The following is a 21,537-nucleotide window of genomic DNA, read 5'->3' as shown; positions in this document are numbered from 1 at the left end:
TAAAATTTAATTACTGAAGAAAATACCTGAACTTAACGGCAAAAGCACGTCCTGGCTTTTGAACTTTAAAGTAGTCGTAAACCTTAACATCAGTAATATTTCTACATTCGAATGCGAGATTGTATTTTCCTTTCAAAAAAGAATAGGCAACCATTGCATTCTGGGTAAACTGTTCAGGAATAGCTTTTTTAGTTTCTAACTCACCTAAAACCGGCCAAGTCAAATAAAAAGCATCGATATAATTTGCGCTTACATTCAAGGAAAGTTTATCTCCTTGATATTTGACATTTTTAAAATTAAAAGTCAAATCAGCATTTCCGTAAAAAATTGGAACGTTTGGTAACTGCGCATCATACAAAGCATCAGGACTTGTTGTTCCTGTTTTGTATTTGTTTTTGTTAAGGCTCTTTTGGTATGTTGCATTTACCTCGAACGTAAGTAAATCGGTGTAACCGTATCGAAGAACTCCATCAATACCTGAAACTTGTACATTTTGCAAGTTTTCAAATACCGTTTTATCGCCATCTTGCCTTTCTCTAATAAAATCTTTTGCTTCTCTGTATATTAAACTAGTTTCGGCATTAAAGTAATTTTTTTCTTTTTGAAGAATAAAAGCAAGCCCTAAATTTGCGTTGTCACTGCTCTCTGGTTTTAAACCAATATTGCTGTTTACAGTTAAACCATCTCCAAGCATTTCGATTGCTGCCGGCAAACGATAAGCATGTTCATAAGATCCTTTTATTTGTAATTTATCTGATAAATGGTATGCCGAAGTAGCTCCATAACCATAATTAGTCGATGTTGTGGATTGTGTTATTCCGCCAGAAATCATTTTGGTTTCTAAATCAAACATTTTTCCAAAAGCAGAAATTGCCAATCGATTATCTAAACCGCTGAAGTTATACCCCAACCCTAAAATATTCTTATTAATGGTTGGTTTACCAAGCTCAATTACTGTTAAATACTCATCTGTTTCTTTACGTTTATAACCTAAATACGAATAATTTAAAGCCAGTGAATGCTGCTCGCTCAATTGGTATTTTAAATTAGTCGTCAACTGGGCATTTTCTTCATCATAAACATAAATACTCTTGTTTCCCAGCTCTCCTTTATCACTGTTTCCTGCAAATTGTCGGTATACATAATTCCCTGTCCAGTCATATACTCTTGACGATGTATCTACAGATCTGTTGTTTACCAAAGCGTATGTGCTGTTTACATTTAACGATAATCCTTTAGTAAAAAGATTGTCTTTTTTATATTTTAAAGAAGTGATAAAACTTTCACTGTCTGTAAATGCCTGTCCAACCACTTTTTGCATAGATCTTCCCTGCTGAATTTCCTTTTTATTGCCAGACATAGCAAAACCAACAAGCAAATAATCGGCAAAGCTTTTGTTCTTAAATCCTGCTTCGGCCATTATAGTTCCCGACTTGTAACCGTCATGAAAGTGTTTGTATTTTTGTTCAGGCAAAAACTTCGAAGTATTTTTATCGACAACACTTACGTCTACTTTATAATCGTTGTCTGAATAATTTGCAAAAGCATTAATATTAGCAATAAACCCATCTCTACCCGAAAATCTAGTGTTTACAGCCGCTCTATGCGTATTAAAAGAACCATAACTGTAAGAAGCATCGATATAGCGGTTTACATTTTTATTGGTAATAATATTTACAGCTCCTCCCAAAGCATCTGCGCCCAATTCTACAGGAACAACACCTTTGTAAACATCGATTCTTTCGGCCATATTTACTGGAATATTATTTAAAGTAAGCGACGAACCATAACTATCCATAGGCACTCCGTCAAGAAAAAACTTAACTTGATTTCCTGAGAAACCGTTTAATGAAAAGTTGAATGCAGATCCTAATCCTCCATACTCACGAATACGTACTCCTGTAGTTTTGTTCAAAACCTGATTTAAATCGGCAGTTGTATTGTATGTTTTTTTAAGATCGACAGAAGTAATGTTGTATGCCTGCTCTCTGGCGCGCTGTACTTTAGACTTTCCTTTTACAGCAACTTCGTTTAGAGCTGCCATATCTTCCTCCATTGTTATATTCTGAGTTGGTTTGCCGCCTTGTTTAAGCGAAACTGCCGCTTCTGTAGTTTTAAAACCAACATGAGTAATCAATAAAATATAGTCTCCACTTTCGGCATTAATTTTATATTCTCCTTTAGTATTGGTTAGTGTTGCGTAAGCGGTTCCTTTTAGTGCTACTGAAACGCCTTCAGCTGGCTTGCCTTGATTTGTTAAAACAACTCCGGTTAAGTTTACTTTGTTTTTTTGTGAGTACCCTTGAAGTGAGGTAAAAATAATCGTGATCAAGAGTAATAATCTACTTATTTGCATCAGATAAATATGGTTTGAAAATTAAATTGACAACAAACTTAGCCTCTTTCAACAGCTTTTCCAAACTATTTTTAATTATTCTAAATAAGAATAATAATTAACTTTTAAACTCAACAATCAATAAAAAAAACAGCTTTTCTTAATCAATAATTAACTTTAGCTTAATATTTAATTAAGATTACCGATCATAAAAGTTAAATTACCGAACACTTTTTTAAGGAAAAACAGAATTTAGCGCATAAAAAAAGCCCGCTTAATACATAAACGGGCTTCAAAAATTCTATTTTAGGTTTTATAAATCCAAATCTGAAATTATATTTTTCATTTCTTCTATTACAATTTTAATATCTTCTTCGGCAGTTCTCCAATTTACAAATGAAGCTCTAATGCCTTTTTTATTTTGATAAACAGTTGGCGTCATAAATACTTTTCCTGTATCATTTAGCTGCGTTAAGAATTGAGCAACTTTATCTTGATTTTCATCTCCTTTTAAAGTAAAACAAACATTATTTAAACGAATTGGAGCAAGAAGTTCAAAGCGGCTGTCTTCAATAAGCTCATTTCCAAAATGCAGCGCAAGTAAAGCACTTTTTTCAATAATATCACAAAATCCTTCTTTTCCGTAAGCTACTAAAGAAAACCAAACTGGCAAGGCTCTTAAACGACGTGAGTTTTCTGGAAGAACGTTTAAATAATTAAAATTTTCAAGCGGGTTTCCTAAATAAGGAGCATTCGAATTTTGAAACGTTTCGATTTGCAGATTAATATGTTCCTTTTTTACCAAATAAAATGCACTTTCATAAGGAACATTTAGCCATTTATGGCAATCAACAGCAATACTGTCTGCGCCTTGCCAGCCTTCTACATAATGCTTATGTTTCTCTGAAACTGCAGCGAAACCACCAAAAGCTGCATCAATATGCCACCAAAAATTATATTTCGATTTAAGAGCTGAAATCTCCTTAAAATCATCAAAATCTGCTGTATTTACGGTTCCTGCACTAGAAATTAAAATAAAAGGTTTTCCATTTAATTCTTTTATTTTTGTTTCTAAATCAACAATATCAATTGCTTCACGGTTACCTTCAATTGTTTTTACAACTGTATAATTCTGACTTCCAATTCCTAACATTGATAATGTTTTTAAAGAAGACGAATGCGGCATTGCTGTCAATATATTGATCGTTTCTGAAATTCCATTCTTAGCAAAATCTTTCCCCAATTGTTTTCCAAACCATTGTCTCGCCACTCCTAAACAAGTAAAATTTGACATGGTTGCTCCAGTAACAAATCCGCCCATGAATGTATCTGGAAGTTCTAGTAATTGAAGTAATAAATGAATGGTTTCGAATTCTATTAATGCCGAATTTCCGCCCTGTGCCACAACTGCCTGCGTATTCTGATCGTAAATCGACGACAGCCAATCGCCTACAATTGAAGCGGGAGTTGATCCTCCAGTTACAAAACCCCAATAACGCGGGCCTGGCGAAGAGACTAATAAAGGGACTAATCTTTCATTAAATTCTATTAAAGCTTCTTCAGAGCCCAAACCTAATTCGTTTAAAGCACGGTTTGTATCTACTTTATTTTTGCTTGAAGTTGGAATATTCTCAAGATTATTCAAGAAATCAATTCCTTGTTGTTTTGCTTTTTCTAAGATAACTTCGAAATTTTTTAGATCATGCTGCAGTATTGAATTCATATTATATAGTATTGATTTTCATACTGATTTTTCAGTAGAAAACAGGTTAATTAATATTTAATGTGAAAATGTAAAACGTACTTAAAAAGCTACCATTTGGTCTTTTCTGAAAATCTGGAAACCATCATAGAACAAATTACGTCGCCGTTTGCATTTAGTAAAGTAGCAATTGGATCAACCAGAGTTCCCAGAATCATGGCAACTGGCAATGCCTGTTCCATCGGAAATCCATAAACGGTGATGGCTAAAACTTCTCCTATATAACCTCCGTTTGGAATTCCACCTTCCACAATTGAAACTACAACTGTAATTCCTAAAGCCAAAAGAATTGTCATAGGATCTGTAAAATCTTTTCCAAACATGGCAAACAAAAAAGTTATTTTTAAAATAGATGACATACTCGATCCATCTTTATGCAAAGGTGCTCCAAGCGGAATCACCAAATTACGAACATGCGCAGGAATTCCCATTTTTTGTGCAGCATCGAGATTTGCCGGAATTGTTGCAATACTGCTGCAAGTTCCAACGGCAGTTAATGAAGCGGTTACATTATTGCTCCAAAAAACTTTGAAAGCTCTTTTTCCACCGGCAACCAGTGCATACAAACTAAAAAATACAAAGAAATAAAAGATGCAGGCAGCATAATAAACAGCCATAGGTTTTGCATAAACTCCAAACAACTGCGGTCCAAAAATACCAACTTGATAAGCAAAATAAGCTCCTAAACCAATTGGGGCAAATTTCATTATAATATTCAAAAGCTGTTTCATTACCTCGTTTCCTGAATCCAGAAAACTTTTGAAAGCATTTCCTTTTTCACCAGATTGTAATGTGGCAAAGCCAATTAAAAATGAGAATATAATCAATGCCAGCATGCTTTTTCGTGACAATAATTCGAAGAAATCATTTGCCGTAAGCAGCTTTGCGATTTGATCTCCAGCTGATCCGGATTGAACGTTTTCAAACGGAACTTTGGTAATAGCAATATCTTGATGAATTGGAAAAAGATAAACGGCACAGATCATTACAATGCCAGAAATAAGAATTGTCGCGAGAAAAACCAATATCATTATAATAAACAGCTTTCCAAGTTTCTCTGTTTTTTCTAAATTGGCAATTGAAGAACCAATCGTAAAAAAGATAAGCGGGATAATTGCCGTAAAAAGTAAATTTAGAAATATATCGCCAATCGGTTTTATGATCAAAACTTTTTCTCCAAATACCAATCCTAAAATACTTCCTATAATAATACCGCCAAGAAGCAAAAGTATGCTGCTGTAACTCTGTAAAAAATTGATTTTCTTAACTTCCATAAAATTTTAAGGATTATAATTCAGAAAGATTAAATAATAACGTAATGAAAGTACTCAAAAAACTGCGAAGATTTTTTTTTTTGCCACAGATTAAAGGATTAACACAGATTAAAAAATCCTTTCTAATCTTTTTAATCTGTGGCAAAAAAATCTATTTCTCCAGAACAATCGTAGTAAAAGCTCTGTCGACTAATTCTCCTGTTTTGCTTTTTACTTTTTCGGTTTGGGTTTCTGTATAGACGATTTTAAAAGGCGTTTTCTTAATCAATTCCTGCGCTTTTTCTGTGCTGTAAAGCTCAAACTCAAATTGTGTAAATGGAAGTTGCTTCATAAAATCTTCTTCCGCAAATGTTAAACAGAAATTCCCATTCGGCTTTAGTACTCTGTAAATCTCTGCTAATAATTCTTCCGGCTTTTGCCAAAAATAAATCGTATTTACCGTAAATATTTTATCAAAAAAATCATTTTCAAACGGAATTTTATTTCCGTCATAAAGCGAAAAGAAAGCTTGTTTTTGAGAAACAAAATTTCGATTAGTTTGGCGCGCTTCCTGAAACATCAATTCCGACATTTCCAGTCCGTAATATTTCAGATTTTCAGCTTGCTCGAATAAAAACTCTACGTGTCCCGCATTTCCGTGACCCAGTTCTAGAATTTTATTTTCGTTTGATATATTCAGATTTTGAATCGAATGGCGTGTCATATTGATGTTCGTTTCGTTCATCATATTTCCCATTTCGATTCCTTTTTCTCCTGTTGGAAGTTTTAACTGAGAGGCTATGGCTTGTAGTTCTTCTTGTTTCATTGCACGAAAATTTTAAACTTCTAAATTAAACAAAATCCTTCGAGAATTCGTTATCGTCTGAATTCCAATTTTATGCCATTTTTGTCATTCCGAGGAACGAGGAATCGCACTAGAAGCTCTATAAAGATTGGATTCTCTTTGTGGAGTTACTTGCGGAGATTTCTCCTTCGTCGAAATGACAAGTTTGAGTCGAAAACTTTTAAAAAACCTGACTCGCGATCTGACGAATATTCTCGGATTTACCCATTGAATAATAATGTAAAACAGGAACTCCGGCAGCTTTTAATTCAAGTGACTGCTGAATCGCCCATTCGATTCCGACTTGCTTGATTTCAGCGTTGTTTTTGCATTTATAAACTGCATCGATTAAATCTTCAGGTAAATCAATTCTGAAAATTTGAGGCAGAATTTGCAAATGCCTTTGTACTGCAATTGGTTTAATTCCTGGAATAATTGGGATTGTAATACCTATTTCTCTCGCTTTTTCTACGAAAGCAAAATATTTCGAATTATCAAAAAACATTTGTGTTACCACATAATCTGCCCCGGCATCTACTTTTTCTTTTAATCTTTTTAAATCAGATTGTAATGATGGTGATTCTAAATGTTTCTCAGGATAACCCGCAACGCCAATACAAAAATCAGCTTTGTTATCTGTATCCATCAATTCGTGCAAATATTTTCCACAATTCAAATCATTAATTTGTTTAACCAAATCAATTGCAAAATGATTTCCGCCGGCTTTTGGCACAAAAGATTGTTCGTCTTTCATAGCGTCACCACGAAGCGCCATTACGTTGTTGATTCCCAAATACTGACAATCAACCAGCATATATTCGGTTTCTTCCTGTGTAAATCCGCCGCAAAGTAAATGTGGAACGGTGTCTACGTTGTATTTATGTTTTATAGAAGCGCAAATTCCTAGCGTTCCCGGACGCATACGAGTCAATTTTTTATCTAAAAGCCCGTTACCTTTATCAATATAAATATACTCTTCGCGAGAAGTTGTTACATCAATAAACGGCGGTTGAAACTCCATCAACGGATCGATATTATCGTATAATTCCTGAATACTTTTTCCTTTTTGAGGCGGAATAAGTTCAAATGAGAATAATGTTTTTCCTTTGGCGTTTTCTATATGCTCTGTTACTTTCATTTCTTAAGTTATGAGTTATGATTATGTTTTTGAATCGTTCGTGTAAAAAATCTGAAATCAAAAAACGTAAATCAATCTTTTAGTTTAAAGTCTGAATGTCGAAAGTCGAAAGTCACATTCTTTGAGACTTTATGACTTTTGACTTTATGACTATATTTTAATCTGCTATATTAGGATTTAACCATTTCATTGCGTAATCCGTTGGGACATTGCGTCGTTTGGCGTAATCTACTACCTGATCTTCTTTTATTTTTCCGAGTCCGAAATATCGGCTTTTCGGATTTCCGAAATAATATCCAGAAACCGATGAAGCTGGCCACATCGCCATACTTTCTGTCAAGGTCACTCCAATTTCTTCAGCCACATTTAAAAGTTTCCAAATCGTTGGTTTTTCCAAGTGATCTGGACAAGCCGGATAACCTGGTGCCGGACGAATTCCTTTATAATTTTCCTTAATCAATTCTTCGTTGGTTAAAGATTCCTCTGAATCATAACCCCAAAAATCTTTACGTACTCTCTCGTGAAGATATTCGGCGAAAGCCTCAGCAAAACGATCCGCAAGTGCTTTTACCATGATCGAATTATAATCGTCTAGATTCTTTTCATATTCGGCTGCCCATTCGTCTACACCAAAACCGGTTGTTACGCAGAAAGCTCCCATATAATCTTCTATTCCGCTTTCTTTTGGCAAAATAAAATCGGCCAAAGCGATGTTTGGAGCGCCTTTTGTTTTTTGTGACTGCTGACGAAGTGTTAAGAATTTCTCCAAAACTTTTCCGTTCTCGTCACGCAATTCGATATCGTCGTCATCAACCTGATTCGCAGGAAAAATTCCGTAAATACCTTTTGCTTTTAGTTTTTTCTCTTCCAAGATTACTTTCAACATTGCCTGAGCATCAGCAAAAACAGATGTTGCTTGTTCGCCCACAACCTCATCTGTTAAAATTGCCGGATATTTTCCGTACAATTCCCAAGTTTGAAAAAATGGCGTCCAGTCGATATACGGAACCAAAACATCCAGTTCTATTTCGATGGTCTGTGCTCCAATTACTTTTGGTTTAGTCGGCGTGTATTCCGACCAATCCAATGGTAATTTGTTTTTACGGGCATCTTCAATCGTTAGGAAATTTTTATCTCTTGAACGATTCAAGAATGTTTCTCTAAAAGAATCGTATTCTGCACGAATATCGCTTGCATATATTTTTCGGTTATGATCCAACAAGTTTCCAGCTACAGTAACGGCTCTCGAAGCATCATTTACGTGAATTACAGTTTCTCTGTATTGTGGTGCAATTTTCACGGCGGTATGCGCACGCGAAGTTGTTGCCCCACCAATCATAATCGGGATTTTAATATTTTGTTTGTCTAATTCTTTGGCCAAATACACCATTTCGTCAAGCGAAGGCGTGATCAATCCGCTTAAACCAATAATGTCAACTTCATGTTCGATAGCGGCCGCAATGATTTTTTCTGGAGGCACCATAACACCAAGATCTACAATCTCGTAATTATTACAAGCCAAAACCACCGAAACGATGTTTTTACCAATATCGTGAACGTCACCTTTTACAGTTGCCATCAGGATTTTTCCATTTCCTTGTTTGTCTCCCGCTTGTTTACTTGCTTCAATAAATGGCAATAAATAGGCAACAGCCTTTTTCATTACACGAGCCGATTTTACCACCTGAGGCAGGAACATTTTTCCACTTCCAAATAAATCTCCAACCACATTCATTCCCGTCATCAAATTGATTTCGATAACTTCGATTGGTTTTGTTGCTGCCAAACGTGCTTCTTCAACATCTTCTTCAATAAAAGCGTCAATTCCTTTTACCAATGAATGCGTAATACGCTCCTGAACCGTTCCAAAACGCCATTCCTGAACCGCTTTTTCATCACTTTTTACTTCGCCTTTTACGTTTTCAGCAAAATCTAAAAGTCGTTCTGTAGCATCGTCGCGTCTATCTAAAATTACGTCCTCAACGTGTTCTAATAAATCTTTCGGAATATCATCATAAATCGTAAGCATTTCTGGATTTACGATTCCCATTGTCATTCCGTTTTTAATGGCGTGGTATAAAAACACCGAGTGCATCGCTTCACGAACCGTATCATTTCCTCTAAAAGAAAACGAAACGTTACTCACTCCACCACTGATATGTGCGTGAGGTAAATTCTCACGAACCCATTTTGTACCTCTAAAAAAGTCCAAAGCGTTTAAGCGATGTTCTTCCATTCCCGTTGCAACCGGGAAAATATTTAAATCGAAAATAATATCCTGCGGAGGAAACCCTACTTTGTTCACCAAAATATCATACGAACGCTGACAAATCTCCACTCGACGATCGTAATTATCTGCCTGACCAACTTCGTCAAATGCCATAATAATTGCCGCCGCTCCGTAACGTTTTATTAGTCGCGCATGATGAATAAAAGCTTCTTCTCCTTCTTTTAATGAAATCGAGTTTACAACGCTTTTTCCTTGCACTACTTTAAGACCCGCTTCAATGATTTCCCATTTCGAGCTGTCGATCATAATTGGCACTCTCGAAATGTCTGGTTCTGCAGCAATTAAGTTTAGAAATTTAGTCATCGCAGTAACTCCGTCAAGCATTCCTTCATCCATATTAATATCGATGATTTGTGCTCCACCCTCTACTTGTTGTCTTGCAATATCAAGCGCCTCGTCATATTTCTCTTCCTTGATCAATCTTAGGAATTTTCTTGAACCTGTCACATTCGTACGCTCGCCAACATTCACGAAAACACTTTCCGGCGTAATAATCAACGGTTCTAATCCTGATAATACAAGGTCTCTTCTTTTTTCTGTCATTTCTTTCTAAGTTACTAAGATCCTGAGATACTAAGGTTCTAAGTTTTTTTATTTTGAATCTAAGCTGTCAATCTTTGTAAATTGCTTAGATATTATTCAACATTATTTTTTAATACATTTTCTACAGGTTCCCTATATATTACGAAACTTTTTAAAAAATTAGGATTCTGTAATTTTCTTAAATTTATTTGTGAACCACTAATTAAAGTTCCACCTCCATTTTCCTCAAGTTTAGATTTATCCAATTCAAGTTTTCCAACAAATTGGAAATTTTCATTAAAAATTTTCAAATCCTCGTCCGAAAAAAATCCTTTCCACAATCCAATAACTGGATAACCTTTCAGTATTTCACTCTTAGCATATATTAGCTTACCTCTTTCAAAATCTCTAATAGCAAATATTTGTTTTTTAACTTCTTCTAAAATTCCAACTGATATTATGTGATCTTTTGCAACTTCAACAATAATTACTCCATAATAATTATCCTCTTCTCTGTATGAATAACAGTTGCCAATTTGAACTAAAGGATAAGACATCTCAGTATCCATTTTAGACGATATTTCTTTACCTTTATGTATTCTCTTAAAAGAGTATACAGCAAAAAGTACCATCAAAACAGGTATTATGATGTAATGAATTCTATTGTTTTTCATCTCTTTTAACGACTATTTGCAAAATTTTACAAGTATTTTTTATTTTCTTTTCTGCAAGATTTTAAAAACCTTATAGAAAACGGAAATGCTTACGAAATAACTGGCGCTACTCTCGGCTTATAATCTTTCGCAACCTCAGCCATTAATCGAATATGATCTGGAGTTGTTCCGCAACAACCTCCAATGATATTGATTAAATTATCGTCTAAATATTCTTCGATGAAGGCTTGAGTTTGTTCTGGTGTTTCATCGTATTGTCCGAAAGCATTTGGCAATCCTGCGTTTGGATGTGCCGAAACATTAAAACTTGTATTGTGAGCTAATGTTTTTAAATATGGTTTCAATAAATCGGCTCCAAGAGCGCAATTGAATCCTACGCTTAATAACGGAATATGTGAAACTGAAATCAAAAATGCTTCAACAGTTTGTCCTGAAAGCGTTCTTCCTGAAGCATCTGTAATGGTTCCTGAAACCATGATTGGAATATCAAGATTGCGTTCTTCTTTTACTTCTTCGATTGCAAAAAGCGCAGCTTTTGCGTTTAATGTATCGAAAATTGTTTCTACTAAAAGTAAATCACAGCCACCGTCCATTAAAGCTTCTGCTTGTTGTTTGTATGCGATTCGTAAATCGTCGAACGTTACGGCTCTGTAACCTGGATCGTTTACGTCTGGAGACATACTTGCGGTTCTGTTTGTTGGTCCAATTGAACCGGCTACGAAACGTGGTTTATCCGGATTTTTTGCAGTAAACTCATCGGCTACTTGTCTGGCGATTTTTGCCGATTCGTAGTTTAACTCGTAAACCAAATCTTCCATATGATAATCGGCCATACCGATTGTCGTTCCTGAAAAGGTATTCGTTTCTACAATATCAGCACCAGCTTCATAATAAGCGGCGTGCACATCGCGGATCGCTTGTGGTTGTGTTAGGGATAGTAAATCGTTGTTTCCTTTTAACGGATGCGGAAAATCTTTGAAACGCTCTCCTCTAAAATCTTCTTCGGAGAAATTATAGCGTTGCAACATTGTTCCCATTGCTCCGTCGAGGATTAGGATATTTTTTTTTATTGCTTCTTGTATCGTAATTGCCATATTTTTTTGCCACTAAGACGCTAAGGCGCCAAGCTTTTTTTTATTTTTAATTTTGAAGGCTCTATTTAAACCCGACAGGTTTTAAAAAACTGTCGGGTTTAGCCTTCGATATTTTTCACATTAATTCCAAAAGTTCACTATTGCCGGCTTTTTAGCCCCGATTGAAGTGGAAATTATTTTGCTTTTTTCTTTAAAAAGCAAAATGATTGCAACGTAAAGCGGGAACTACTGACTGCAAAAATGCGCCAATGATTCGCTCCTGATACAGAATCTGTTTCAGTAAATATTATATGTTATCGAGAAAAGTTTTGAGAAATACGAGTATGTATTTGTGTTATCTATCTTAAATACTATGATTAGTATAAAGTAGAATTTAGCACCTTCTTTATGATAAAGGGTTGCTAAGGTTTCATCGGGTCTATCCCTCCGCCTTTCGTGATAACTGACAATAATTTTAAGAACAGTGCAAAGGTATGAAATAGGGTTTCGATTTGCAAATGTTTTTTTTCTAAGGTTCTGAGGTTCTAAGTCACTAAGATTCTAAGTCTATATGTTTAAAGTTTTGCCTCACAAAAAAAGCCCAAACTAAAAGTTTGAGCTTTGTATATAAAAACCTTAGTACCTTAGAACCTCAGTACCTTCAATTAAACAATCGCTTTCACAACCGCTTTTGGAGCTTCTTTACGAGTTCCATCGAAACCGTCTACACCAGAAACTGTTGTATATTTCAATACATATTTTTTACCTGGATTGATGATTTGGTAAGCAGCTTGGCACATTAAAGTTGCTTCGTGGAAACCACAAAGGATTAACTTTAACTTTCCTGGATATGTGTTTACGTCTCCAATGGCAAAGATTCCCGGAATATTCGTTTGGTAATCTAATGCATTGTTTACTTTGATGGCATTTTTCTCGATTTCTAATCCCCAGTCTCCTATTGGACCTAATTTTGGTGTTAATCCGAAAAGTGGAATGAAATAGTCACATTCGATTTTACGGTGCGCTCCGTTTTCTTCGATATCTAATGATTCAACATGCTCTGCTCCATTGATTCCGATAACTTCTGCTGGTGTAATTAATTTAATTTTTCCTGCAGTTTTTAATTCTTGCACTTTTTCTACTGAGTCTAAAGCACCTCTAAATTCGTTTCTTCTATGAATCAAAGTTACTTCTGAAGCTACATTTGCTAAGAAGATACTCCAGTCTAATGCTGAATCTCCTCCTCCTGCAATTACAACTCTTTTGTCTCTGAATTTCTCCGGATTTTTGATGAAGTATTTTACTCCTTTATCTTCATAAAACTCGATATCTTCGATAAGCGGTTTACGTGGCTCAAAACTTCCTAAACCTCCAGCGATTGCAATAACAGGCGCGTGAAATTTAGTTCCTTTATTTGATGTTACAATAAAACTTCCGTCTTCTTGTTTTTCGATAGTTTCTGCACGCTCACCTAAAGTAAAGCCCGGCTCAAATTGTTTGATTTGCTCTTGCAAACCATCAATTAAATCTCCTGCTAATACTTCTGGAAATCCAGGAATATCATAAATTGGTTTCTTTGGATATAACTCTGACAGCTGCCCTCCTGCTTGTGGTAGTGCATCTAAAATGTGGCATTTTAATTTTAACAATCCTGCCTCGAACACGGCAAATAAACCTGTTGGTCCTGCTCCAATTATAAGTATATCTGTTTTAATCATTATGGTTGTTGTTTATAATCATTCTTAATAATACAAAGAAACGAATAATTTATTCTACTGACAATGATTTTTATCATTATTCATTTCTCTGGAAATTTTTATTCTCTATTTTTCAAAGAAGCCGTTATTTCATTCATCTTCTTTACTTTATCTTCAAAATTACCTTTAAGCGTTTTTCTGTATTCATTGAGGTTTTCAACCATTTGATTAATATCCTCTGGAATTACTTCTTCAAAAAACTCCCGAAGCCTTTTTGCTGTTGTTGGCGATTTTCCATTTGTTGAAATGGCAATTTTGACATTCCCTTTTGTTACAATTCCGCCTAGATAATAATCGCATAAATCGGGTGTATCGGCGATATTGCAAATCAAACAACGTTTTCTCGCTAAATCATATACTCTTTTATTCACTTTTAAATTGTCTGTACAGGCAATTACCATGTGACGCTTTTTGAGCATTTTCTTTTTGAACTTCGCTTCCGTCAATTTAATTGATGGATGATTTTCGGCTAAAACTTTAATTTCTAAATGAAAATCTGGCGCTACAATCTCAACATTCGCATTTGGACTTGACTTTAATAAGAAAGAAAGCTTTTCCAACCCTACATTTCCTCCGCCCACAATTAAAACATTCAGATTATGAAGTTTTAAGAATATGGGATATAATTCGTTTTGTTCCATTTTAATTTAATTTCATCTAAACAAAATTAGATGATTTTTTGATCCGTATTGAATTAAATATCCGTGCGTTCCCGAGGTTGAAACCTCGGGTTATGTTTTATTATCTTGCGATTTCTTTCGTAAAAAATTCTTCGTAGAATCCTTTTAATTTATTGCTTTCTCTCACAACTTCTCCTAGAACAATAATCGCGGGAGAACCTAATTCTTTTTGTTTTACAACTTCCAAAATCGAATCGACTGTTCCTACGCCTACTTTTTCTTCTGCTGTTGTTCCATTTTGAATGATTGCAACGGGTAAATTTCCTTTATCCTCTTTTTGAAATAAATCAATGATTTGAGGCAGTTTGTGCATCCCCATCAAGATTACAACGGTTGCAGATGATTGCGCTGCCAAAGCTACATCTGAAGATAATTTTCTATCAGATGTTGTTCCTGTAATGGCCCAAAAGCTTTCTGAAACACCCCTTTTTGTAATTGAAATTCCCTGACTTGCGGGAACAGCAACTACTGATGAAATTCCGGGAACTACGATGGTTTCAATTCCGAAACTTTCTGCAAATTCCACTTCTTCACTTCCTCTTCCAAAAATAAATGGATCTCCGCCTTTTAATCGAACTACGTTTCCGTAAGTCAAAGCATTATCCACAATCAATTGATTGATTTGATCCTGCGTGTAAGCATGATTTCCAATTCTTTTTCCAACAAAAATTCTAATGGCATTTTTTGGTGCGTAATCCAGAATTTCTTCGTTGGCCAAAGCGTCGTATAAAACCACATTTGCTTCAGCCAATGCTTTTACAGCTTTTAACGTAAGTAAATCGGGATCGCCCGGACCTGCACCGACTAAAGTTATTTTGGGTTTTATATTAAGCATTTTCTAATTCCTGAGCTCTGAAAGTTTCGATTTTATCAAAGAAAACAGTTGCTTGTGCAATGTAACCTTTAGCGAAAGCTTCAGATGGTTCATTTTTATTGATTTGGTAAACCAAGTCTTTAAAAGTTGAGTTTAATTCGATTTTATTTGTGTCAATGAAAACAGTATCAAACAAGTCTACAATTCCTGCGTGATGGTTTGTTTTTTGGTTTTCTGACAATAACAATGCTTTTGCTCCATTTACAAATCCAGCGTAAGCATGGTAAATTGCATCTGACCATTTTTTCTCGTCGAATGATTCCTGAGCCAAAATCAATTTCTCTTTAGCTTCAAACAATAATGTCGCTACTAAATCGATCACAACTCCGGCACATTCCCCAACTCCAACTGCTTTTACGTAATTGTCTGCGTTGCCCCAATCCACAAAATCTGCTTCTGTTAAATTGGTAACATCTGCATAAGGTTTTAAGATTTCGTAGAAATATTTTTCTCCTTTTGTATCATAATAATCAAGGAATTTTTGTCCGCTTCCGTTAGCATCAAAATCATTTAAAATGGTACGCAATGCATCTGGGCCTCTACGGCTAGGTACTTTAATTACTTTATCAGCAAAACGTCCTGCTCCATTTCCTAATCTTCCTCCGCCCAATAAAACTTGTAAAGCCGGAGCCACTAGTTTTCCTGAGTTGATAGACATTCCTTGGAATCCAATTGCAGACATATTATGTTGTCCACAAGCGTTCATACAGCCTGAAATTTTAATTTCGATTTCGCGGTTGTTTAAATACTGAGGATATTCGGCACTTAAAACTCTTTCTAATTCTTCTGCAATACCGGTACTACTTGCAATCCCCAAATTACAAGTATCAGTACCCGGACATGCCGTAATATCTCCAACTGAATTATATCCTAGCTGAACAAAATCCAACTTCGCTAATTCTTGATAAAAGAATGGTAAATTCTCTTCTTTTATGTGACGTATTACAATATTTTGACGCAATGAAAAACGTAATTCATTTGCTCCGTAATTCTTAATTAAATTGGCTAACAATCGTGCTTTATCAGTGTAAAAATCTCCTAATAAAACTTTGATTCCAATAGCATAATATCCTGCTTGCTTTTGTGCAATCACATTCGAATTTTTCCACGCTTCATACGCTTCTGTATCTTCGATTGTAACTTGTGGAACTTCTAAAACTGGCTCAGTAATTGGGCCGTCAAAAGCGGTTGTGTCGATTTCGTATGTTTCAAAAGCAATGGCTTTTTTCTCTTTTTCAACCAAATCAAGGAATACATCTCTTCCCATTTCTTTGATTAAGAATTTCATACGTGCTTTCATTCTTTTGGCACGTTCTCCGTATCTGTCGAAAATACGGATGATTCCTTCTGCTGTTGGAATGATTTCGTTTACTGGAACGAATTCTGAAAGCAATTCCGCATGCGCTGGCTGAGATCCTAAACCTCCTCCAAACATGATTTTGAAACCTTTTTGTCCGTCTTTAATTTTCGGAATAAATCCTAAATCGTGCAAATAACTCAAAGCAGTATCTTCATCTGAAGAAGAGAACGAAATTTTAAATTTACGTCCCATTTCCTGACAAATTGGATTTCTCAACAAATATTGGAAAAGTCCGTGTGCATAAGGCGAAACATCAAATGGTTCGTTTACATCAACTCCAGCCAATTCGCTTCCTGTAATATTTCTAACCGTGTTTCCACAAGCTTCACGAAGTGTGATATCGTCTTTAGCCAAATCTGCCCAAAGTTCTGGCGTTCTGTCTAAACTCACATAGTGAATCTGGATATCCTGACGCGTTGTAATGTGCAAACGTCCTGTAGAATATTCATCAGAAACTTGTGTGATACGCACTAATTGCTCACTGGTAACTTTTCCATATGGCAATTTGATACGAATCATCTGAACGCCTTCCTGACGCTGACCGTAGATTCCACGCGCTAAACGAAGACTACGAAAACGTTCATCATCAATTTTTCCTCCACGGAATAAGTGAATCTTTTTTTCTAATTCGATAATCTCCTTCTGAACTACCGGATTTTCTATTTCTGTTCTAAAACTTTCCATTTCTCTTTTGAGTTTTTGGTTGTCGGTTGCTGGTTGTTGGTTGTTGGCTGTAAAAACCATCAACTATCAACCAAAAACCATCAACTATCTGATGAAACCTACTCCTGCTGTTGTGTTTGTTGCTGTATCAATTAGGATAAAAGCTCCGTTTGATTTGTTTTCGTTGTATGAATCAAAATATAACGGTTTGCTTAATTTGATCGTTACTTCTCCAATTTCGTTAATGGCTAATTGTGAAGCTTCTGTCGTTCCAGAGTAATCTGTAGCAATTGTATTTTTAATGCTTTCTACTTTTGCTAAAACTCTGTTTGTATTGTGCTGTACCAAATATTTAGTTCCTGCAACCAGTTTTTTACTGTCCATCCAGCAAACTGTTGTGGTAATATCTTTTTCAATTTTTGGAAGTTCTGATGATTTTACAATCATATCACCTCTTGTTACATTGATGTCATTTTCTAATTCGATTGTAATTGAAGAACCTGCAACGGCTTCGTCAAATGTTTTATCGAAAAAGTGAATTTTAGATACTTTTGATTCGGTTAAAGAAGGAAGAACCGTTACGGCATCTCCAACTTTAATAGAGTTTCCGTATAATTTTCCTGCGTAACCTCTAAAATCGTGGTATTCTTCAGTTTTTGGACGAATAACTGTCTGAACTGGAAAACGTGCTTTTCCTGCTTCGTAAACATCATGAGAATGCAATCCTTCTAAATGTTCTAAAACAGTTTGTCCGTTGTACCAAGGCATGTTCTCCGATTTGTCCACAACGTTTCCACCATTGATTGCACTTAACGGAATGTAACTTACGTTTTGTTCTTTGAAAGTACTTTTTGCGTTTAAAGCCTCAAAATCAGCTTTGATTTTATTGAAAACTTCTTCTGAATAATCAACTAAATCCATTTTATTAATCGCAACGATTACTTCTTTTACTCTCAATAAATTATTGATAAAAAAGTGACGGTATGTTTGCTCGATTACTCCTTTTCTGGCATCAATTAAAATAATAGAAACCTGAGAAGTCGAAGCTCCTGTAACCATGTTTCTTGTATATTCTACGTGCCCCGGAGTATCGGCGATAATGTAACTTTTCTTTGCAGTCGAAAAATAAATATGCGCAACGTCAATCGTGATTCCTTGCTCTCTTTCTGCTACTAAACCATCTGTTGCCAAAGAAAAATCAAGATAATCGTATCCTTTTTGTTTACTGCTTTTTTCGATTGCTTCTATTTTGTCAGTCGTCAATGATTTTGTATCGTACAATAATCTCCCGATCAAAGTACTTTTTCCGTCATCTACACTTCCTGCTGTTGCTATTTTTAAAACGTCCATTCTGTAATATTTTGTTTCAGGTTTAATTTTTGTTTCAAGTTTCAAGTTGAAAAACTTTGTCTAAAATTTAAATCTGTATGTTTTTGTTTTCTTGATTCTACTTTTAAATTTCGTTCCGAATTGCATTTACAATTAACAATTCATAATTATTAAAAGTATCCTTGTTGTTTTCTCTTTTCCATTGCAGCTTCAGAACGTTTGTCATCAATTCTGGCTCCTCTTTCTGAAATAGTTGATGATCTAATTTCTCCAACTACTTCTTCGATTGTTGCTGCGTAAGATTCAACTGCTGCTGTACAACTCATATCTCCAACGGTTCTGAAGCGAACAATTCTTTCTTCGATTTGTTCGTCTTCTTCTTGGTACACAAAAGGAGAATGCGACCAGATTAAACCGTCTCTCAAAAAAACTTTTCTTTTATGTGAAAAATAGATCGATGGAATCTCGATATGTTCTTTTTCGATATAACTCCAAACATCTAATTCTGTCCAGTTTGAAATTGGAAAAACACGAACGTTTTGCCCATTTTCAATTTTTCCATTCAAAATATCAAACAACTCAGGTCTCTGATTCTTTTCGTCCCATTGTCCGAAATCATCACGAACTGAGAAAATACGTTCTTTCGCTCTTGCTTTTTCTTCATCACGACGCGCACCACCAATACAAGCATCAAATTTGAACTCCTCAATTGCATCTAAAAGCGTTGTGGTTTGCAGGCTGTTTCTACTAGAATATTTTCCTGTTTCTTCCACCACTTTTCCTTCATCAATAGCATCCTGAACATTACGAACGATCAACTCTAAACCTAATTCTTCTACCAATTTATCTCTAAAAGCAATTGTTTCAGGGAAATTGTGTCCTGTATCAACATGCAATAGAGGAAACGGAATCTTAGCAGGGAAAAATGCTTTCTGCGCTAAACGCACTAATGTGATAGAATCTTTTCCTCCTGAGAAAAGTAAAACCGGTTTGTCAAACTGTGAAATTACTTCTCTGAAAATGTATATCGCTTCACTCTCTAAAGCGTTTGTTTTTAATACTGAACTCATTGTTTTTTGTTTGATATTTTTTAGTTTCAAGTTTTAGATTTTAAGTTGTGAGTTACTCTAAAACTTTACACTATTTATTCTATTTTCTATTCTCTTTGCTCTTGCTTCTTTATTCTTTCTTAGCACTATGCAAACCACACTCTTTATGGCTCGATTCCCAATACCATCTTCCGGCTCTAATATCTTCACCTGGAAAAATTGCTCTTGTACAAGGCGCGCAACCAATGCTTACGAAACCTTGTTTGTGTAAAGCATTTTGAGGAACATTATTATCTGACAAATATGTTTCAACTTCTTCTAAAGTCCATTTTAGCAACGGATTGAATTTTATGATTTCGAAGTTTCCGTCGTATTCAAACAAATGCAGATCTTGTCTGTTTTCTGATTGTTCGGCTCTTAATCCCGTAATCCAAACTGAGTTTCCTGCCAAAGCTTTTCTTAACGGAACCACTTTTCGAATAAAACAACATTCTTTTCTGTTTTCAACTGAATCGTAAAAGCTGTTTGGCCCTTTTTCTTTTAGTAAATTTTCTACCGCTGCTGCTTCTGGAAAATAAACTTCAATAGGTCTTTTATACTTTTTTAATGTTTTATGAAAAACGTCGTAAGTTTCCTGAAACAATCTTCCAGTGTCTAAAGTGAAAACGGTAATATCAGTATTGTTTTTTGCAATAAAATCTGTAATTACCTGATCTTCCTGTCCAAAAGAAGTCGAAAAAATTACTTTTCCCGGAAACTCTTTTGCTAAAAAAACTAAGGTTCCGTCAAGCGAAAAATCTTTTGTTTTATCTAATAATTCTTGTACAATAATCGCACTCATAATCTCTTTCCTTTCTAAAATTATTTTTATAATAATTTAGATAATGTTTTTAAACTCAAAACTATAATTAGAACTCCAACCGCAACCATCATTGGTTTTCTTTTGATTTTATTTACCAAATATGCTGCTAATGGCGCTGAAATAACTCCTCCTAAAATCAATCCGATAATTACCTGCCAGCCGTGGATTCCTCCAAAAAGCATGAACGTAATACCACTTGCAAATGAAATCGCAAACTCAGCTGCATTTACTGAACCAATTGTATATCTTGGATTTCTTCCTCTTCCTAATAAGGTAGAAGTCACGATTGGCCCCCAGCCTCCGCCGCCAACTGAATCCATAAAACCTCCAAAAACAGCTAAATAACCAAGTTTTTTGGTTTTCTTTTTTACAATACTTTTCTTCAGGGCTTTTTTAATAATAATGACTGCCAAAACAATCATGTATACTGCAATAAATGGCTTAATAATATCCCCATTAATAACATCTGACAATAAATAAGCTCCTGTTATTGAACCTAAAACCCCTGGAATCAATAAATGTTTAACTAACTTTTTATTGATGTTTCCAAATCTGTGATGTGAAAGGGCAGAAGCTCCCGTTGTAAACATTTCAGATACGTGAACTGCAGTACTGCTCACAACTGGCGGCACTCCATAGGCCAATAAAAATGACGTTGAAGTTGCTCCGTATCCCATTCCTAAAGTACCATCAACCAATTGAGCGAAAACTCCAATAGCAAAAAACACTAAAAATTCTTGATTGAATCCTGCTATAAAAGCATCTACAGAAAAATCAGCATAATGATTATAAATCAATGTTGATAATAGACCTACTAATAAAACTACTGGTATTACAATCCAAAGCTTTTCTTTTAATGAAGCTTCAGACTTCACATCAATACTATTTATTTTCAGTTCTTTCTCCATATTAATACTATTTGATTTGTTTTCAAAACCTATTACCCTATCGGGTTAATAGATTACTTTGCAAAAGTACTACTTATTTCTAAAAATCAAAACAATATTTTATTTTTTTTAAAGCTCTAATTACCTATGAATTACTGCTGTACCCTTTCAATAAATTAATTTAA

At 35.1% G+C, this 21,537-nt stretch carries 16 protein-coding genes and 1 riboswitch; all 16 genes read right to left on the bottom strand.

Features of this window, described 5'->3' with window-relative positions:
* Nucleotides 1-10 precede the first annotated feature (10 nt).
* Nucleotides 11-2,356, bottom strand: coding sequence for a TonB-dependent receptor (locus BOW55_RS04270; RefSeq protein ID WP_129023114.1), 2,346 nt, complete (start codon nt 2,354-2,356; stop codon nt 11-13).
* 292 nt (nt 2,357-2,648) lie between these two features.
* Nucleotides 2,649-4,058, bottom strand: coding sequence for a pyridoxal-dependent decarboxylase (locus BOW55_RS04265; RefSeq protein ID WP_129023113.1), 1,410 nt, complete (start codon nt 4,056-4,058; stop codon nt 2,649-2,651).
* 89 nt (nt 4,059-4,147) lie between these two features.
* The gene (locus tag BOW55_RS04260; RefSeq protein ID WP_129023112.1) at nt 4,148-5,371 is read right to left on the bottom strand and encodes a dicarboxylate/amino acid:cation symporter; all 1,224 of its coding nucleotides are present in this window, start codon (nt 5,369-5,371) and stop codon (nt 4,148-4,150) included.
* 151 nt (nt 5,372-5,522) lie between these two features.
* Entirely contained in the window at nt 5,523-6,176 is a 654-nt protein-coding gene (locus tag BOW55_RS04255) for a class I SAM-dependent methyltransferase (protein ID WP_129023111.1), read from the bottom strand.
* Nucleotides 6,177-6,375: 199 nt separating this feature from the next.
* On the bottom strand, nt 6,376-7,332 hold the full coding sequence (metF, locus tag BOW55_RS04250) for a methylenetetrahydrofolate reductase [NAD(P)H] (protein WP_129023110.1): 957 nt from the start codon (nt 7,330-7,332) through the stop codon (nt 6,376-6,378).
* Nucleotides 7,333-7,489: 157 nt separating this feature from the next.
* Complete coding sequence (metH, locus tag BOW55_RS04245; RefSeq protein WP_129023109.1) at nt 7,490-10,165, bottom strand: methionine synthase; 2,676 nt, start codon at nt 10,163-10,165, stop codon at nt 7,490-7,492.
* 92 nt (nt 10,166-10,257) lie between these two features.
* On the bottom strand, nt 10,258-10,818 hold the full coding sequence (locus BOW55_RS04240; RefSeq protein ID WP_129023108.1) for a hypothetical protein: 561 nt from the start codon (nt 10,816-10,818) through the stop codon (nt 10,258-10,260).
* Between the two features lie 89 nt (nt 10,819-10,907).
* The gene (locus BOW55_RS04235) at nt 10,908-11,912 is read right to left on the bottom strand and encodes a homocysteine S-methyltransferase family protein (RefSeq protein WP_129023107.1); all 1,005 of its coding nucleotides are present in this window, start codon (nt 11,910-11,912) and stop codon (nt 10,908-10,910) included.
* 331 nt (nt 11,913-12,243) lie between these two features.
* Nucleotides 12,244-12,357: riboswitch (SAM riboswitch) on the bottom strand.
* Nucleotides 12,358-12,556: 199 nt separating this feature from the next.
* Complete coding sequence (locus tag BOW55_RS04230) at nt 12,557-13,609, bottom strand: NAD(P)/FAD-dependent oxidoreductase (RefSeq protein ID WP_068845756.1); 1,053 nt, start codon at nt 13,607-13,609, stop codon at nt 12,557-12,559.
* A 98-nt stretch (nt 13,610-13,707) separates the two neighbouring features.
* Entirely contained in the window at nt 13,708-14,289 is a 582-nt protein-coding gene (locus BOW55_RS04225) for a bifunctional precorrin-2 dehydrogenase/sirohydrochlorin ferrochelatase (RefSeq protein ID WP_129023106.1), read from the bottom strand.
* Nucleotides 14,290-14,389: 100 nt separating this feature from the next.
* Nucleotides 14,390-15,163, bottom strand: a complete 774-nt coding sequence (gene cobA / locus BOW55_RS04220; protein WP_129023105.1) for a uroporphyrinogen-III C-methyltransferase — start codon at nt 15,161-15,163, stop codon at nt 14,390-14,392.
* Nucleotides 15,156-17,246: a HEPN domain-containing protein gene (locus BOW55_RS04215; protein ID WP_129023104.1), complete on the bottom strand. Its 2,091-nt coding sequence runs from the start codon at nt 17,244-17,246 to the stop codon at nt 15,156-15,158. Before BOW55_RS04215 ends, cobA begins: the two co-directional genes overlap by 8 nt.
* An 84-nt stretch (nt 17,247-17,330) precedes the next feature.
* Nucleotides 17,331-18,575 (bottom strand): sulfate adenylyltransferase subunit 1, encoded by a 1,245-nt coding sequence (locus BOW55_RS04210; RefSeq protein WP_129023103.1) that lies wholly within the window; start codon nt 18,573-18,575, stop codon nt 17,331-17,333.
* Nucleotides 18,576-18,724: 149 nt separating this feature from the next.
* Nucleotides 18,725-19,624 carry a sulfate adenylyltransferase subunit CysD gene (gene cysD / locus BOW55_RS04205; RefSeq protein ID WP_017497285.1) on the bottom strand — a complete coding sequence of 300 codons (900 nt, stop codon included), beginning with the start codon at nt 19,622-19,624 and terminating at the stop codon, nt 18,725-18,727.
* Nucleotides 19,625-19,733: 109 nt separating this feature from the next.
* A complete protein-coding gene (locus BOW55_RS04200; RefSeq protein ID WP_129023102.1) occupies nt 19,734-20,444 on the bottom strand; it encodes a phosphoadenylyl-sulfate reductase in 711 nt (236 codons plus the stop codon).
* Between the two features lie 26 nt (nt 20,445-20,470).
* Nucleotides 20,471-21,373: a sulfite exporter TauE/SafE family protein gene (locus BOW55_RS04195; protein ID WP_129023101.1), complete on the bottom strand. Its 903-nt coding sequence runs from the start codon at nt 21,371-21,373 to the stop codon at nt 20,471-20,473.
* Nucleotides 21,374-21,537 lie beyond the last annotated feature (164 nt).

The sequence above is a fragment of the Flavobacterium sp. YO12 genome, assembly GCF_004119495.1.
In the GTDB taxonomy this organism is placed as follows: domain Bacteria; phylum Bacteroidota; class Bacteroidia; order Flavobacteriales; family Flavobacteriaceae; genus Flavobacterium.
Note: the sequence above shows the minus strand (reverse complement) of the source record. Positions and strands in the feature narration are given on the sequence as shown.